At 61.4% G+C, this 15753-nt stretch carries 16 protein-coding genes; 6 read left to right on the plus strand and 10 right to left on the minus strand.

Features of this window, described 5'->3' with window-relative positions:
- Positions 1 to 125 precede the first annotated feature (125 nt).
- Both NKH33_RS20335 and NKH33_RS20340 read right to left on the minus strand, forming a co-directional pair.
- Complete coding sequence (locus tag NKH33_RS20335; protein ID WP_352921188.1) at positions 126 to 1232, minus strand: aldo/keto reductase; 1107 nt, start codon at positions 1230 to 1232, stop codon at positions 126 to 128.
- Between the two features lie 55 nt (positions 1233 to 1287).
- Positions 1288 to 1716 carry a nuclear transport factor 2 family protein gene (locus NKH33_RS20340; RefSeq protein ID WP_352921190.1) on the minus strand — a complete coding sequence of 143 codons (429 nt, stop codon included), beginning with the start codon at positions 1714 to 1716 and terminating at the stop codon, positions 1288 to 1290.
- 113 nt (positions 1717 to 1829) lie between these two features.
- Here NKH33_RS20340 and NKH33_RS20345 point away from each other — a divergent pair, with 113 nt between their 5' ends.
- Positions 1830 to 2768, plus strand: a complete 939-nt coding sequence (locus NKH33_RS20345; RefSeq protein ID WP_352921192.1) for a LysR family transcriptional regulator — start codon at positions 1830 to 1832, stop codon at positions 2766 to 2768.
- Here NKH33_RS20345 and tsf read toward each other — a convergent pair whose 3' ends face one another.
- From tsf to NKH33_RS20370, 5 genes are all read right to left on the minus strand, one after another.
- Complete coding sequence (gene tsf, locus NKH33_RS20350) at positions 2769 to 3692, minus strand: translation elongation factor Ts (protein ID WP_352471655.1); 924 nt, start codon at positions 3690 to 3692, stop codon at positions 2769 to 2771.
- Between the two features lie 119 nt (positions 3693 to 3811).
- Positions 3812 to 4609: a 30S ribosomal protein S2 gene (gene rpsB / locus NKH33_RS20355; protein ID WP_031211288.1), complete on the minus strand. Its 798-nt coding sequence runs from the start codon at positions 4607 to 4609 to the stop codon at positions 3812 to 3814.
- A gap of 204 nt (positions 4610 to 4813) precedes the next feature.
- Entirely contained in the window at positions 4814 to 5092 is a 279-nt protein-coding gene (locus NKH33_RS20360) for a DUF4031 domain-containing protein (RefSeq protein WP_352682960.1), read from the minus strand.
- 42 nt (positions 5093 to 5134) lie between these two features.
- Positions 5135 to 6433, minus strand: coding sequence for a lysophospholipid acyltransferase family protein (locus NKH33_RS20365; RefSeq protein ID WP_352921194.1), 1299 nt, complete (start codon positions 6431 to 6433; stop codon positions 5135 to 5137).
- Between the two features lie 135 nt (positions 6434 to 6568).
- Positions 6569 to 7396 carry a cell envelope integrity EipB family protein gene (locus NKH33_RS20370; RefSeq protein WP_023674927.1) on the minus strand — a complete coding sequence of 276 codons (828 nt, stop codon included), beginning with the start codon at positions 7394 to 7396 and terminating at the stop codon, positions 6569 to 6571.
- 138 nt (positions 7397 to 7534) lie between these two features.
- On the opposite strand from NKH33_RS20370, the gene NKH33_RS20375 reads away from it, so the two are divergent.
- From NKH33_RS20375 to NKH33_RS20390, 4 genes are all read left to right on the plus strand, one after another.
- On the plus strand, positions 7535 to 7999 hold the full coding sequence (locus NKH33_RS20375; protein ID WP_352448812.1) for a RidA family protein: 465 nt from the start codon (positions 7535 to 7537) through the stop codon (positions 7997 to 7999).
- Between the two features lie 14 nt (positions 8000 to 8013).
- Complete coding sequence (locus NKH33_RS20380; protein WP_023674925.1) at positions 8014 to 8742, plus strand: glycerophosphodiester phosphodiesterase; 729 nt, start codon at positions 8014 to 8016, stop codon at positions 8740 to 8742.
- A 40-nt stretch (positions 8743 to 8782) separates the two neighbouring features.
- A complete protein-coding gene (locus tag NKH33_RS20385) occupies positions 8783 to 9997 on the plus strand; it encodes a GNAT family N-acetyltransferase (RefSeq protein WP_352682816.1) in 1215 nt (404 codons plus the stop codon).
- Positions 9998 to 10117: 120 nt separating this feature from the next.
- Entirely contained in the window at positions 10118 to 10549 is a 432-nt protein-coding gene (locus NKH33_RS20390) for an HIT family protein (protein WP_352613747.1), read from the plus strand.
- A 93-nt stretch (positions 10550 to 10642) separates the two neighbouring features.
- On the opposite strand, the gene clpA is transcribed toward NKH33_RS20390, so the two are convergent.
- The 3 genes from clpA to NKH33_RS20405 form a co-directional block, all read right to left on the minus strand.
- Positions 10643 to 13111: an ATP-dependent Clp protease ATP-binding subunit ClpA gene (clpA, locus tag NKH33_RS20395; RefSeq protein WP_352448808.1), complete on the minus strand. Its 2469-nt coding sequence runs from the start codon at positions 13109 to 13111 to the stop codon at positions 10643 to 10645.
- Positions 13112 to 13117: 6 nt separating this feature from the next.
- Positions 13118 to 13444: an ATP-dependent Clp protease adapter ClpS gene (gene clpS / locus NKH33_RS20400; RefSeq protein WP_023717744.1), complete on the minus strand. Its 327-nt coding sequence runs from the start codon at positions 13442 to 13444 to the stop codon at positions 13118 to 13120.
- 274 nt (positions 13445 to 13718) lie between these two features.
- Positions 13719 to 14048, minus strand: coding sequence for a phasin family protein (locus tag NKH33_RS20405; RefSeq protein WP_352471661.1), 330 nt, complete (start codon positions 14046 to 14048; stop codon positions 13719 to 13721).
- Positions 14049 to 14346: 298 nt separating this feature from the next.
- On the opposite strand from NKH33_RS20405, the gene NKH33_RS20410 reads away from it, so the two are divergent.
- Positions 14347 to 15735 (plus strand): SPOR domain-containing protein, encoded by a 1389-nt coding sequence (locus tag NKH33_RS20410; RefSeq protein ID WP_352540574.1) that lies wholly within the window; start codon positions 14347 to 14349, stop codon positions 15733 to 15735.
- Positions 15736 to 15753 lie beyond the last annotated feature (18 nt).

Consider the following 15753-nt stretch of genomic DNA (forward strand, 5'->3'; position numbering starts at 1 on the left):
TGGGTTGGGTTGGTTGGCGGGTTTGGGGGCCGCCACTAACTTGGTGGTCTTCCAATCGCCGTGGCCGTCGGGGCTGCCCTGCCCCCCCCGAGCCGGAAAGTTGAGATCGTGGACCGGGATAGCTGTCAGCTCACGCCGGCAAAAGTGCCTCGCGTGAGCAGATCCGGCAGATAGCTTGCCGGCTTACCGCCAACCGCCTGCCCACCGGTCAGGCCGCCTTGTATTTCAGGGCCGAAGAACGAATACGGAAAGGGCGTGACCGGCCGGCTCACCGCATCGAGCCGTGCCCGAAGATCTTCGGGAATGTCGAAATCAAGCGCGCCGAGATTGTCCTTGAGCTGGTCAAGCCTGGTAGCGCCGACGATGACGGACGCAATGCCTGGCCTGTTTGCCGTCCAGTTCAGGGCGACCTGGGCCATGCTGCGGCCGAGCTGGCTGGCAACCCTCTCCAGTTCGGCGACGATTTGCCAGTTGCGATCGGTGAATTTCTGGAAACCGGGATTGGTCGAACCACGCATTGTCTCCAGCCGGCCACCATCCTCGACGACTGTATCGAAACGGTATTTTCCGCTGAGCAGACCGCCGGCCAACGGACTCCAGACCATGATTCCGGCGCCATAGCGCGTGCCGAACGGCACGAACTCGTGCTCGATGTTGCGCTCGGCCAGCGAATATTCGAGCTGAAGCGCCGAAACCGGTTCATAGCCGCGATGCTCGGCGACGGCCTGCGCCCGGCTTGCGTACCAGGCCGGCACGTCGGACAGACCGACATGCCGGATCTTTCCGGCGCGCACCAGATCGTCCAGCGTCCGCATCACCTCCTCCGGCGGCGTCAGCCTGTCCCAGGTATGGAGGATGTAGAGATCGATGTAGTCGGTGCCGAGCCGCTTCAGCGAACCGTCTATCGCCCGCAGGATGTTCTTGCGGCCGTTGCCCCCGGCGTTCGGGTTGCCCGGTTCGGCGTTGTAGGTGAATTTGGTACTGATCACCGCCTTGTCGCGCAGCCCGCGCTCGGCGATGAATTCGCCGAGCCAGGTTTCGGCCGTGCCACCGGTATAGAGATCGGCGGTATCGAAGAAATTGCCACCGGCTTCGATATAGGCATCAACCAAGGCGCGCGCGGTTTCCTTCTCCGCGCCCCAGCCCCATTCCGTGCCGAACGTCATGGTGCCGAGCGCCACGCGGGTGACACGCAGCCCGCTGTTGCCGAGCGTGTAGTAGGACATGGTCATGGATTTTCTCCTGAAGTTTGAAAAGCGGGGTTGAGGTCTTGCCTGGGATACGCAGTCAGGCTTTGGCCAGCGCATCGACCACCACCTGGAAACGGCGCGGATCGAAATAATCGTGGTAGGCGCTGATCAGACCGCTCTTGAAGTGGAAAATCGCGATATTGCTGTTGGTGTATTCAGTGCCGCCGATCAGCACCGCGCGGTTCTTGTACTCAACGACGATCGCGTCCGAATCCGCTGCCGGATAGATGGCTGTCAGCTGCGAATCGAAGGATTCGAAATTACCGAAGAGACCTCGGAAGGCCCCCAGGATCGCGGCCTTACCATCGATGCTGTTTCCAAATCCTGCCGGCGGGTAGAAGACAAGTATACGGCCATCTTCAGCCCAAAGGTCGCCCCATGCCTCAATGTCCTTGCGGTGCATCAGATCAAAGAATTTACGCACGGTCTCGAGATTGCGGGTTCGTTCGGAATCGAGGTCGGTCATTAGACGTCTCTTGGCTGCTCGGCGATTGCCGTGTGATGCAGCCAAAGATGCGCCCTCCTTTACCCACCGATAAGATTGCATTATCCGAATGGACTATGCGATATCATGCATGAATGGACCGCGATCTGCTTAGCCACCTACCTATAATCGTTGCCGTCGCGCGGCGTGGCGGCTTCGCGCCGGCAGCCGCCGAGCTCGGCATGAGCCCGTCAGCGGTCAGCCATGCGGTTCGGCTGGTCGAGGAGCGAATCGGCCAGCCGTTGTTTGCCCGCACCACGCGCAGCGTCTCGCTGACCGAGGCTGGCACCGCGCTTGTCGCTGCGGCGGAGCCGGCGCTGGAAGACATTGCCGACCGGATCGAACGTATCCGCTCTGTCAAACGCCGGGCAAGCGGACTGCTCAGGATCAACGCGCCGCGTTTGGCGCTGCCTCTGGCGCTGATGCCCATCCTGACGGCGATGGCGGAACGTTACCCTGACGTGACGGTGGAGATCGTCACCGACGAACGTCTGAGCGATATCGTCGGCGAGGGTTTCGACGCCGGCATCCGGCTGGGCGAGATGATCGCCGAGGATATGGTGACGGTGCGTCTGACAGGGCCTTTCCGCAGCATCATCGTTGCCTCGCCGGCCTATGTCGGCCGGCGCGGGCGGCCATGGGCGTTGGCCGATCTCGCCGCGCACAACTGCATCGGCTATCGGCTGCTGCGATCACGTGCGCTCTATCGCTGGGATCTGTCCGATCAGGGCAAGGATATCAGCGTGGAGACACGCGGCAGCGTGGTCGTCAGCGATCCGCTGTCGGCAAGGGAAATGGCGCTTGCCGGTATCGGCCTCGCCTATCTGTTCGAGCCGCTTGTCAAGCCCGACATCGAGGCAGGCCGGCTGGTCGAAGTCCTTGGCGAGGCATCGATCGAGGAACCGGGACTGTTCCTCTATTTCCCGCGCCGCGCCTCGATGGCCCCGAAGCTCCGCGCCTTCATCGACACCGCGCAAGAAATCGGCCGGGCATCCTCGCGGATACCCGGCCGAAAAAACCTTTCAAACGAATAGTTACTTCTTGACCGCTGCCGCGACTTCCGCCGCGAAATCGGTCTCTTCCTTCTCGATGCCCTCACCGAGCGCGAAGCGCAGATAGGCAGCGATTTTGGCTGGCGCGCCGATTTCGCTTTCGGCATCCTTCAGCGCCTTCTCGACGGTAATGTCGGGATTGAGCACGAAAGCCTGCTTGAGCAGCACGACCTCTTCATAGAACTTGCGCAAACGGCCTTCGACCATCTTCTCGATGATCGCTTCCGGCTTGCCGGACTGGCGCGCCTGGTCGGCGAAGATCGCCTTCTCGCGTTCCACTGCGGCCGGATCGAGCTCTTCGGTGGTCAGGGCCATCGGATTGGTGGCAGCGACATGCATGGCAACCTGACGGGCGAAGGCGTTGGCGGCATGCGCGTTGCCTGTCGTCTCGATGGCCACCAGCACGCCGAGCTTGCCAAGGCCGTCGGCGACCGCATTGTGAACGTAGGTTGCGACAGCGCCGTGCTCGACGGTGAGCTTGGCCGAGCGGCGGAAGCCCAGATTCTCGCCAATGGTGCCGACAGCGTCCTTGATGGTCTCGGCGACCGATTTGCCCGAGCCCGGATAGGGAGCGGCGGCAACGGCCTCGGTCTTGCCGCCATAGGCAAGCGCGACCTTCGCGACATTGGCGACGATCTCCTGGAACGCAGCATTGCGGGCAACGAAGTCCGTCTCGGAATTGACCTCGACGATCGCTGCCTCGCGGACGCCGGAATCTACGCCGATCAGGCCTTCGGCAGCGGTACGGCCAGCCTTCTTGTCGGCCTTGGAAATGCCCTTCTTGCGCAGCCAGTCGATGGCTTCTTCCATATTGCCGTTGGTCTCGTTCAACGCCGCCTTGCAGTCCATCATGCCCGCGCCGGTCAAGTCGCGGAGTTCTTTGACCTGTGCAGCCGAAATGCTCATTGTCGCCTCTTTGTCTAAATGCACTGACGCACCATCGATTTTCGATGATGCGCCTGGTGCCGGTAGCGCTTACCGCGCCAACATATTGGAAAGATGAAGGCCGCAGCCGGCCTTCGCTACTATGCTTCCGGGGTCTGGGCTGCCGGGCTCTCGGCGGCCGGGGTCTGATCGAGCGCCGGCTCGACCGGAGCCTCGACCGATGCGCCGATATCGACACCGAGCGCGCCCTGCTGACGGGCGATGCCGTCGATAGCTGCCTTCGCGATCAAATCGCAATACAGCTGGATGGCGCGGGCCGCGTCGTCATTGCCGGGGATCGGGAAGTCGATCTTGTCCGGGTCGCAGTTGGAATCGATGATGGCAACGACCGGGATGCCGAGACGCTTGGCCTCGAGAATGGCGATCGCTTCCTTGTTGGTGTCGATCACGAACATCAAATCGGGCGTCGAACCCATATCCTTGATGCCGCCCAGCGCCTTGTCGAGCTTCTCACGCTCGCGGTCGAGGTTGAGGCGCTCTTTCTTGGTCAGGCCCTGAGCCTCGCCGGCCAGCATTTCGTCCAGCTTGCGCAGGCGCTGGATGGAATTCGAGATCGTCTTCCAGTTGGTCAGCATGCCGCCGAGCCAACGCGAGTTGACATAGTACTGGGCCGAGCGCTGCGCGGCATCGGCGACGATGTCGGAGGCCTGGCGCTTGGTGCCGACGAACAGCACGCGGCCGCCCTTGGCAACAGTGTCGGAAACCTGCTTCAGCGCCTGGTGCAGCAAAGGCACCGTCTGCGAGAGGTCGATGATGTGGATGTTGTTGCGGGCGCCGTAGATATAGGGCGCCATTTTCGGGTTCCAGCGGTGGGTCTGGTGGCCGAAGTGAATGCCAGCTTCCAATAGCTGGCGCATGCTGAAATCAGGCAGAGCCATTCTTATTTCCTTTCCGGTTAGCCTCCACGGACACAGGCATTTTTGGACTTTGTCCTCGAACGCCACCGGAGGTTTCAGCCGGATTTCTCCCGGGCAGACACCAAAGTCCGTGTGTGGAATGAGCGCGCATATAGAGGGGAAGCGCGACAAACGCAAGCGTTGTGGCATCTTGTGGTTCAGCGCGCGGCGATCAGCGCACCAGTGTCATCCCCGCATCTTCCCCTTCGGCACCCGCACACGCCGGAAAACGGCGACGATCTCCTCGCGGCTGCACTCGATGGCGCCTAACCGCACTGCGCGGTCGCGCTCGAACCCGGTTATGTCATAGTGCGGTGCCGATGTCTTCGGCGGTCCTTGGTAGGACGCGCGCTTGATGCCGAGCTGCCCGGCAAAGCGATGCAGCTCGTCGGTGTCGTCTGCCAGCAGATGACACCAGCGGTGGCCGACCCATTTCCAGATCGCCGCATCGACATAGACCGCCACAGGCTTGCCGCACTCCTTCATCTTGCGCCGACCAACACACCGCTAACGATGATAGAAGGGATTGGCATAGAAAATGAAGCCGCCGCCAGCCTCGAGTTGCGTCATCGTCTTGGTGACGGTCTCCTGCATCCGGTCGTGCAGTTCGGCGAGTGCCTCCTCGACGGAGCCTTGATAGGCGTGCAAGCCTAGCGGCTCCGGTACCCGGACATAGGCGCGGCGTGGGCCTGCCGGCTGCGGCACGAAACGGTTGATCGTATCGCGCAGCGTACCCTTGCAATAATCGTTGCGGATCCGCTTCAAATGTTCGGCGATCTCCTCCTGCGTGATGCGCGGGTTGGCTGAAGCCCACCGCCCGACACGCTGCACGCGCTGGATTGTATCCGCCAGCATTCGGACCTGCTTCTGGCTTCCGCTGCCATCCGTGTTTTCCCGCAGCCAGCGCCGCGAACGGCGCAAAAGGTCGGCATTGTCGAGCGTGCCGGCGTCGACCGAGACAAGTTCGGCAAGGCGACGGCCGAGTTCGGTCAGCAGGTCCTTTTGACGTGCGTCATACGAAGCCCGCTCATCGGACCGCAGGCCATATGCAGCCTCATCGCGAGACAGCAACGTCGCATAGATATGATGGATGCGCTCCGGCAGCGAATCGGCGGCACGGCGTTCGATTTTCAGGCTGTGCTCGACATAGGCGCATTCCTTTGCCAGCGCTGCCTCGACATTCCCCGTAAAAGCAAGCTTCCAGATCACGGGCGCGATCCAAACCTTGAAATCCGGATCCGTCAGGCGGCCGCGCTTCAACGCCTCGAACCCCATTTCGACCGCGCCCGGCAGCAGCGGGGCAATGATGTTGGCATGCCAGCCGACACCGCCTTCGGGATGCAGGAGCACGCCGTGCCCCTTCAGCGCCCAGGCCACCGAATGTTCCTTGGCGGCCGCGCTGTTGCCCGGGATTTGCGCGATCAGATTGTTGGCCAACCAGAATTTCTGCATCAGCCGGCCAAGCCCGTTGACGACGCCGTGCGTGGCCCAGGATGCCGCCAGCGGGCTTACCCGCGAGACGACCTCCTTGTCGATCATCCAGTCGGTAAAGAATTCGGGATGGTTGGGCGTGATGAACGTCGCCTTGCCCGCGCCGCAACAAGCCTTCAGCCTTTGCCGGTCATCCTCCGGAAAATCGATGTGGCGGACATTGGCGACGCCGCGCAAACCGGCCAGACGGTTGAATGGCAACAGGTCGCGAAAGCCTGGAATGCCGTGCAGCATGACAATCCGGTTGACGAATGTCATAGCGTTGATCAGCGTCGCATTGGGCCGCGGCGCCACAAAAACCTCGATCCTGCTCAACCTGCTCCCCCGCGGCGCATACCGTCATAAGACGTTGATAGGCAATTGCGGCATGCTCAAGTCGATGCGACTTGCCCCGCAAGATTAAGCGCTACTATCCCGGATAGCGGCCGGCGGCTTGCCGTTCACTCGAGCTTATTTAGACGGGCAGGTCTTTGGCTGATCGAACAGCGACAGATTGACCAGTTTGCCGGTCATCGAGAACTCGCCATAGTCCATGACGAGATCGCGCGTGATGCCGTTCTTGTGCAGCTTGAAGCTGATCCGGTATTCCGGCACCTCCTCGCCGCCTTTGTCGGCATCATCGAAATAGGCGATGTCGACCGGCCAGTATTTGTCGGTGGCGAGCTTGGCCAGCGCCGGCGCTTCCGGATCGGCATTGTCGGCATCGGCTTGCTTGCCGACGACGACGGTGGTGGTCACCACCTTGTTGGCATCCTCAGAGCCGTCGAACAGGTTGGTTTCGTAGAAACGCTCGCCCTTTTCCGCCTTGCCGATCATTTCGACCATTTGCTGGGTCGGGAACTGGGTCGGCGCGAGTTCCAGGCTGTTCTTCTCGGGCTTGTCGATATCGACCTTGAGACCGTTGGCTTCCTTCGTTGCGGTACCCTTGACCTCCTTGTCGAGGTTCTGGTCGACAAAGGATTTGTTCACGAAGGAGAAGGTCTTGCCCTCGGCATCCTCGAAGGTGGTCATCTGCTGGTCGGTCAGCCTGGTGTTGTCGCTGGTTACGATCTGGGTCACCAAACGGAACTTTACCGTATAGCCCTCGCAAGGCGAGCCGTTGAACTCGTAGACCATACGGCCGGTGATGCCGGTAATGCCGGAACGGTCTGAAGCCTTGTCGAGTGAAATGTCGTAAACAGCACGATGCGCCTGCAGCGCAGGCACCGCAAAAGCGGGAGCCGCCCAGGAAGCCGCTGTCAAGAGAACGGCGTTGAATGCGAGGCGCGTTGCGCGCATGGGGTGCTCCGATCATCGCGGCTAATGGCAAGCCGCATGGAAAGATGGTCCAGCTTAAAAAAAGTCGTGGCGGAAGCGAGGCAAAAATAGCAATTTCGGCCCGGCCTGCGCGGCACCTTCAAGCAATAGGGAAATAGCATGAGCGAAACAATCGAAAAGCGGCTAAGCGATCTCGGCGTGACGCTGCCGGCCGCCGCCGCGCCCGCCGCCAATTACGTGCCCTATTGCCGGACCGGCAATCTGCTGTTCACCGCCGGGCAGTTGCCGCTCAAGGAGGGCAAGCTCCAGGCGAGCGGACTGCTTGGCCGCGATGTCGACACCGCGACCGGCAAGGAAGCCGCAAAATACTGTGCGATCAACATATTGGCCCAGGCTCAGGCGGCACTTGGCGATCTCGAGAAAATCCGTCGCTTGGTGAAGATCACCGTCTTCGTCGCCTCGGCACCGGATTTTGTCGAACAGCATCTGGTTGCCAACGGCGCCTCGGATTTTCTCGCCGCCGTGCTCGGCGATCGTGGCAAGCACGCTCGCTCCGCCGTCGGCACCGCCTCCCTGCCGCTTAATGCCGCAGTGGAAATCGAAGCGATCTTCGAAGTCGAATGACCGGGACTGCAACCATGACCGATCTTTCCTGGCTGACCGCCCGGCCCGTCGCCCATCGCGGCCTCCACGACATGAACAAGACGCGCTGGGAGAACACCCTTTCCGCCTTCGCTGCGGCGGCCGAGCGCGGCTACGCGATCGAATGCGATGTGCACCTGTCATCCGACGGCGTCCCCGTCATCATCCACGATGGCGATCTGCGGCGGCTGACCGGCGAGGACGGCTTCGTCTGGCAGCGTACGGCTGCAGAGATCACGGCGCTGAAGGTCGGCGGCACCGCCGACCATTTGCCGACGCTGCAGCAGGCGCTTGATCTGGTCGACGGCCGTGTGCCGATGGTTGTCGAACTGAAAGGTGCTGCCGGGCATGACGAAGGCCTGGTCGAAAGCGTCGGCAAGATGCTCAAGCATTACAAGGGCAAGACCGCGATCATGTCGTTCGACCATTGGCTGATCCGCGAGTTCCCGAAATATGCACCCGGCATACCCGGCGGGTTGACCGCCTACGGCAACGACAACCACCTGATCGAGGCGCATTTCGCCATGCTGGCGCATGACATCGCCTTCACCTCCTACGCTGCCGGCGACCTGCCGAACCGGTTCGTCTCCTTCGTGCGAGAGAGACTCGGTATGCCGGTGATCACCTGGACCGTGCACGACCAGCCTGCCGTCGACCTGACCTTCAAATATGCCGACCAGATGACGTTCGAAGGATTCGAGCCCGATCTGGTACGGCTTGCCTGAGCGGGCTTGTATGGGTCCGCAGCGAGCTTAAGTAAGCCTCATGGATCAAGGGGACGACTGTGAAAGACAAACGGCGAATGCGGAGCTGTCGATCCGCATCGCCGCGGGCATCGGCGCCTTTACCAGCGCTGAATGGGACAGCCTCGGCGGCACTACACGCGGCGATGCAGAATACGGCTACAACCCGCTTGTCTCATTCGCTTTTTTGAGCGCGCTGGAAGATTCCGGCTGCGCTGTTCGGCGCACAGGCTGGCAAGGCCATCACCTCAGGCTGGAAACCGCGCGAGGCATGTTGCTCGGAGCGGTCCCCTGCTATCTGAAGTCGCACAGCCAGGGCGAATATGTCTTCGACCATGGCTGGTCGGACGCGTTCGAACGCGCCGGCGGGCGCTACTATCCGAAGCTGCAATGCGCGGTGCCGTTCACACCCGTCACCGGCCCTCGCCTGCTGGTCGGCAGGGGCGAGGACATCCCCACCGTCAAGGCCGGTCTTGCGACCGGCCTGAAGGCGGTGACGGATAAGCTCGGCGTGTCTTCCGCGCATGTTACTTTCGCGCCGGAGGACGACGTCCAGGTATTGGCGGCGGCCGGCTTCCTGCATCGCACCGACCAGCAGTTTCACTTCTTCAACGAAGGCTTTTCGAGCTACGACGATTTTCTCACAACGTTAGCCTCGCGCAAGCGCAAGGCAATGAAGAAAGAGCGGCGCGAGGCCCTCGCCGACGGCATCTCGATCGACTGGCTGACCGGCAAGGATCTGACCGAAAAGGCCTGGGACGACTTTTTCGCGTTCTACATGGATACCGGCAGCAGGAAATGGGGCCGGCCCTACCTCAACCGCGATTTCTTCTCACTTATCGGCGAACGCATGGCCGACGACATCCTGCTGGTCATGGCCAAACGCAGCGGGCGCTACATTGCAGGTGCCATCAACTTCATCGGTTCAGACGCGCTCTACGGCCGCAATTGGGGCTGCATCGAGGACCACCCGTTCCTGCATTTCGAGGTCTGCTACCATCAGGCGATCGATTTCGCCATCTCGCGCAAGCTGAAGGTGGTTGAAGCCGGTGCGCAGGGCGAGCACAAGCTGGCGCGCGGCTACCGGCCCGTGACGATGCATTCGGCGCACTACATCGCCCATCCAGGTCTGCGCAATGCAGTGGCCGACTACCTCCAGCGCGAGCGGCGCGAAGTCGAGCGGATGAGCGAATATCTGGAAGAGCACACCCCGTTCCGCAAGGACATGGCGGAGTAGAGCAGCGAGACCCCACTCGCTCAGCCGCACGGGCCGCATGGCCGATGTCGGCCGATCGTCTTGCCCGCCCGGAATAGCTTCGCTACACCAGACAGCGAGCCAAGAACCGGAGCGCGCCGCATGGCCGAAGCAACCTACGACAGCAGCAACATCTTCGCCAAAATCCTGCGCGGAGAGATCCCTTCGCACCACGTCTACGAGGATGACGCGGTCATTGTCTTCATGGATGTGATGCCGCAAGGACAGGGTCACACGCTGGTGGTGCCGAAAGCGCCGTCGCGCAACTTGCTTGACGCGGATCCGGCGGTGCTTGGCCCGCTCTTCGCTCACGTCCAGAAAGTTGCGCGGGCCGTAAAGAAGGCCTTCGATGCCGATGGCGTCACGGTTATGCAGTTCAACGAACCAGCTTCGGGGCAGACTATCTTTCACCTTCACGTCCATGTCATTCCGCGCTTCGAGGGCATTCCCCTGAAACCGCACAGCGGACAGATGGAAAAGCCTGAAGTCCTGGCCGAAAACGCCGGCAAGATACGGATGGCGCTGGCAAGCTGAACCGGTGCAACCGCTCTGGCGGGCGCCGGGCGGTTAACCGGAAGGTGTCACAAAAAAAGCCCCGTTTCCGGGGCTTTTTTACTGGCTGGTTCGTCAGTTCTTACGCGGCAGTTGCGGCACAAGGCTGCGCTTGCCGCCGTCCTTACCTTTGGGCTCCGGCTTCTGCGCCACCGCCTTTTTCGCGGCGGGCTTTTTCGCCACCGCCTTCTTGGCCTTCGGCGCGTCGTCCGGCTCTTCCTTCTTCGGCTTCACCGGCGCCTCGTCGGCGAGCGATTCGAGCTTCAGGCCGGTCTCGCCGGTTTCCTTCTTCTCGACGGTGACACGCACCGTGCCGCCCTTCTTGAGCTTGCCGAACAGCACCTCGTCGGCCAGCGGCTTCTTGATGTGCTCCTGGATGACACGGCCAAGCGGCCGGGCGCCCATGCGCTCGTCATAGCCCTTGTCGGCCAGCCATGCGATTGCATCCTGCGACAAGTCGAAGGTCACGCCACGCTCGGAAAGCTGTGCTTCCAGCTGCATGACGAACTTCTGCACCACCTGATGGATGACCGGCACCGGCAGCGAGCCGAACGGAATGATCGCATCGAGACGGTTGCGGAACTCCGGCGTGAACAGCCGGTTGATCGCCTCGACATCGTCGCCTTCGCGCTTGGTCGAACCGAAACCGATGGCCGCGCGCTGCGCGTCGGACGCGCCCGCATTGGTGGTCATAATCAGGATGACATTGCGGAAGTCGATCTGCTTGCCGTTGTGGTCGGTCAGCTTGCCGTGATCCATGACCTGCAACAGGATGTTGAACAGATCCGGATGCGCCTTCTCCACTTCGTCCAGCAACAGCACGCAATGCGGATGCTGGTCGACGCCGTCGGTCAGAAGGCCGCCCTGGTCGAAGCCGACATAGCCGGGAGGCGCGCCGATCAGCCGTGAAACGGTGTGGCGTTCCATATATTCCGACATGTCGAAGCGGATCAGCTCCACGCCGAGCGAGGCGGCGAGCTGCTTGGCCACTTCCGTCTTGCCGACACCGGTCGGACCCGAGAACAGGTACGAGCCGATCGGCTTTTCCGGTTCGCGCAGGCCGGCCCGCGCCAGCTTGATGGCCGAGGTCAGCGCTGTGATCGCGGTGTCCTGGCCGTAAACGACGCGCTTCAACTCGATGTCGAGGCCTTGCAGCACCTTCTCGTCGTCGGCGGAAACTGTCTTCGGCGGGATGCGCGCCATGGTGGCGATCGTCGCTTCGATCTCCTTGATGCCGATGGTCTTCTTGCGCTTGGCTTCCGGCACCAGCATCTGCGAGGCGCCGGTCTCGTCGATCACGTCGATCGCCTTGTCCGGCAGCTTGCGGTCGTTGATGTAACGCGCCGAGAGTTCGACCGAAGCCTTGATCGCCTCGCTCGTGTAGCGGACCTTGTGGAACTCCTCGAAATAGGGCTTGAGGCCCTTCATGATCTCGATGGCGTCCTCGACGGTCGGCTCGTTGACGTCGATCTTCTGGAAGCGCCGCACCAGCGCGCGGTCCTTCTCGAAGAACTGACGGAACTCCTTGTAGGTGGTCGAGCCGATGCAGCGGATCGCGCCCGAAGACAGCGCCGGCTTCAACAGGTTCGACGCATCCATGGCGCCGCCGGAGGTGGCCCCTGCCCCGATCACGGTGTGGATTTCGTCGATGAACAGCACGGCGCCGGGATAATCCTCGAGCTCCTTGACGACCTGCTTCAGCCGCTCCTCGAAATCGCCGCGATAGCGGGTGCCGGCCAGCAACGTGCCCATGTCGAGCGCGAAGATGGTGGCATTGTGCAGCACTTCGGGAACGTCGCCCTCGACGATGCGCTTGGCGAGGCCTTCGGCGATTGCCGTCTTGCCGACGCCAGGATCACCGACATAGAGCGGGTTGTTCTTGGAGCGGCGGCACAGCACCTGGATGGTCCGGTTGATCTCGCTCTCGCGACCGATCAATGGATCGATCTTGCCGGCCTTGGCCTTGTTGTTCAGGTTGACGCAATAGGCAGTCAGCGCGTCCTGCTGCTGCTTCTTCTTGCCGCCTTCCTCTTGCGGCTCGGCTCCGCTCTGGCTGCCTTGCTCGTCGTCGGCGCCGCGCGGCGTCCGCGTCTCGGAAGCGCCGGGGCGCTTGGCGATGCCATGCGAGATGTAGTTGACCGCGTCGTAGCGGGTCATCTGCTGTTCCTGCAGGAAGTAAGCGGCGTGGCTCTCGCGCTCGGCGAAGATGGCGACGAGCACGTTGGCGCCGGACACTTCCTCGCGGCCTGACGACTGCACGTGGATCACCGCGCGCTGGATGACGCGCTGGAAACCGGCAGTCGGCTTGGAATCTTCATCGTAGCCGGTGACGAGGTTGTCGAGCTCGGTGTCGATATAGGTGAGGACCGTATGCTTCAACTCGTCGAGATCGACGTTGCAGGCACGCATGACAGCGGCCGCCTCGGTGTCGTCGATCAGGGCGAGCAGCAAATGTTCAAGGGTTGCATATTCATGGTGCCGCTCATTGGCGAGCGTCAGCGCTTGGTGAAGCGCCTTTTCCAGGCCTTGGGAGAAAGCCGGCATGTTACCTCACTTCTTCTCCATCACGCATTGCAGCGGATGCTGATTCTGTCGGGCGAAATCCATGACCTGAGACACTTTGGTCTCGGCCACTTCGAATGTATAGACCCCGCACTCGCCCACCCCATGATTGTGAACATGAAGCATTATGCGTGTGGCGGCTTCGCGGTCCTTCTGGAAAAAGCGCTCCAGCACGTGGACCACGAATTCCATGGGTGTGTAGTCGTCGTTAAGAATGAGGACCCGATACAGACTGGGCTTCTTGGTCTTGGTTTTTGTGCGCGTGATGACGGCCGTGCCGCGACCGGCCTCATTGCCGTTGCTGCCGTTCTGCATTCGCACCACGTAGCTCGTGGCAGTCAAACCTATAGTCACGTAGTCCTGCCTCTTTCGAATCCTCATGCATGCTCGACATGTAGGTGTTCGATGGACGATTTTAAGCCCTTCTGTTTAGCTGACAATATGGCTAGGTGGCCAAACTTGACCGATTTTTCAAATCGTGAAGACCGCAGGCCCCCGATTTCGGGCCGGCATGAAAAAACCCGGCCGCGCGTTCGCGACCGGGTCTGTCTTTGCAAGCCCAAGGGCCGGCTCGGAATGTTCGTCGAATTTACTTCGCCTTGGCGACGATCGATTCGAACGGCTTGTAAGCTTCCTTGGCGAGTTCGGCATAGAGATCGCCAAGCTTGGTGGCCTCGGTGACGAAGCTCTCATAGGACTGCTTGGCATAGTCGGACTGGATATCGATCGCCTTGTCCAGCGACTTGGCGGAAAAGAGCTTCTCGACAGCGGCGCTACCGGCTTCGAAGCTTTTCTTGGTGTACTCACCCGCCTCGGCGGCGATAGCCTGCGCCCCCTTGGACAGCGAGGCGAAGCTCTTCAATCCGGTGTCCGCAAATTCCTTGCCGTATTTGCTGAAATCTTCATAGGTCTGGGTCATTTCACGCATTCCCTTGAACGGTTGCCTTGGATGATAGACGCGGCTTGTCCGGGCCGCGTTGTGCAATGCGTGTAAATATATTGTGCAGTGCACAAAAGTCAAGATTCCCGCGGCAATGCGGATCGTGAGCTGCCGGCATTCGCTAAGATTCGAATAAAGAGAAGCTCAATCCCACAGAAAATGGTGAACGCGGCGGTTACCATAAACGGATTGGTAACGCTGCCTGCGTTAGCGTGGCCGGAGGTGAGGCAGGACCCTTTGCCGCCTCCAAGGCAACGGAAATTCAAAGGAACTATCAGTGCGTAAGGCGTTGTCGGGCTTCGTTTCCAAATCCGTGTCCCCCTTCAAAACGATCATGATCCTCGCCATGGCGATGAGCTTCGTCGTCGCGGACGCGGCTTCATCCATGGCGGCCAAGTCGGCGGCCATCGTCATCGATGCCAAGACCGGCAAGGTGCTTTATTCGTCGGATGCCGATGGCCGGCGCTATCCGGCTTCGCTTACCAAGATGATGACGCTCTATCTGACGTTCGAGGCGTTGGCGAAGGGCAGGATCAGCAAGAATTCCCCGGTCGTGTTCTCGGCCAATGCCGCTGCCGAACCGCCGACGAAGCTCGGCGTCAAGCGGGGCGGCTCGGTCACGGTCGAGACCGCGATCCTGTCGATGGTGACCAAATCGGCAAACGATTCCGCAACGGCGCTTGGCGAGACGCTCGGCGGCAACGAAGCCAATTTCGCCCGCATGATGACCGCCAAGGCGCGGGCGCTGGGCATGAGGGGAACCGTTTTCCGCAACGCCAACGGCTTGCCTGATCCCGGCCAGTTCACGACCGCGCGCGACATGGCGATGCTCGGCATCGCCCTGAGAGAGCATTTCCCGCAATATTACGGCTATTTCTCGCAGCGCTCCTTTCTTTACGGGCGGCAGCGCATCAACGGCCACAATCGTCTGCTCGGACGCATCAAGGGCGTCGACGGCATCAAGACCGGTTACACCCGCGCCTCCGGTTACAATCTGGTCTCCTCGGTCTCGGATGGCGATCGGCGCATCGTAGCGGTGGTCATGGGCGGCAGGTCCGGCGGCAGCCGCGACAGCCAGATGGCCGGGTTGATCAATGCCTACATGCCGCAGGCGTCGTCGCGCGGCGGCGGCGTGCTGATTGCCAAGGCCGGCGGCGGCAATCCGATTTCAGCCTTGGCCAAGGTGCTTCTACCGAAGCATGACGCGCCGACACCGGACAGTAAGCCGGACGACGATGCCGTTGCCTCTCTTGTCGAGGAAAATGCGCCCGTCGTTGAAGAGACCGCTCCGGTCGTTCAGGCCAAGAGGGTCAAGACGACGGCTGTGTCGACGGTGGACGACGTGGCGACAGCCCGGGTCGCCGCAGCCTATGCCGAACCGGCGGCAGAGGTCGATCCGGTCAGCACGGCGTCGGTGCCATCCGGCTGGGCAATACAGGTCGCCTCTTCGCCAAAACAGGCCGAAGCGAAGGCTTTCCTCGACAAAGCGACGAAGCAGGCGCCCTCCGTTCTGACCGATGCCTCCGGTTTCACCGTCGCCTTCGACAAGGACGGTGTCACCTACTACCGCGCCCGGTTCGGTGGTTTCGGTTCGAAGACGGCTGCCTGGAAAGCCTGCAACGCTTTGAAAAAGAAGAAGATCGAGTGCTACGCCGTCCAGCAGTAAGCGGCGCGCGAAACGATA

It is taken from the genome of Mesorhizobium sp. M1182 (assembly GCF_040318335.1).
Taxonomy (GTDB): domain Bacteria; phylum Pseudomonadota; class Alphaproteobacteria; order Rhizobiales; family Rhizobiaceae; genus Mesorhizobium.

Bases quoted from the DNA above. Each gene is read 5' to 3' on its own strand.
- NKH33_RS20335 (WP_352921188.1), bottom strand. From the start codon at position 1,232: ATGACCATGTCCTACTACACGCTCGGCAACAGCGGGCTGCGTGTCACC.
- NKH33_RS20340 (WP_352921190.1), bottom strand. From the start codon at position 1,716: ATGACCGACCTCGATTCCGAACGAACCCGCAATCTCGAGACCGTGCGT.
- NKH33_RS20345 (WP_352921192.1), top strand. From the start codon at position 1,830: ATGGACCGCGATCTGCTTAGCCACCTACCTATAATCGTTGCCGTCGCG.
- tsf (WP_352471655.1), bottom strand. From the start codon at position 3,692: ATGAGCATTTCGGCTGCACAGGTCAAAGAACTCCGCGACTTGACCGGC.
- rpsB (WP_031211288.1), bottom strand. From the start codon at position 4,609: ATGGCTCTGCCTGATTTCAGCATGCGCCAGCTATTGGAAGCTGGCATT.
- NKH33_RS20370 (WP_023674927.1), bottom strand. From the start codon at position 7,396: ATGCGCGCAACGCGCCTCGCATTCAACGCCGTTCTCTTGACAGCGGCT.
- NKH33_RS20375 (WP_352448812.1), top strand. From the start codon at position 7,535: ATGAGCGAAACAATCGAAAAGCGGCTAAGCGATCTCGGCGTGACGCTG.
- NKH33_RS20380 (WP_023674925.1), top strand. From the start codon at position 8,014: ATGACCGATCTTTCCTGGCTGACCGCCCGGCCCGTCGCCCATCGCGGC.
- NKH33_RS20385 (WP_352682816.1), top strand. From the start codon at position 8,783: ATGGATCAAGGGGACGACTGTGAAAGACAAACGGCGAATGCGGAGCTG.
- NKH33_RS20390 (WP_352613747.1), top strand. From the start codon at position 10,118: ATGGCCGAAGCAACCTACGACAGCAGCAACATCTTCGCCAAAATCCTG.
- clpA (WP_352448808.1), bottom strand. From the start codon at position 13,111: ATGCCGGCTTTCTCCCAAGGCCTGGAAAAGGCGCTTCACCAAGCGCTG.
- clpS (WP_023717744.1), bottom strand. From the start codon at position 13,444: ATGCAGAACGGCAGCAACGGCAATGAGGCCGGTCGCGGCACGGCCGTC.
- NKH33_RS20405 (WP_352471661.1), bottom strand. From the start codon at position 14,048: ATGACCCAGACCTATGAAGATTTCAGCAAATACGGCAAGGAATTTGCG.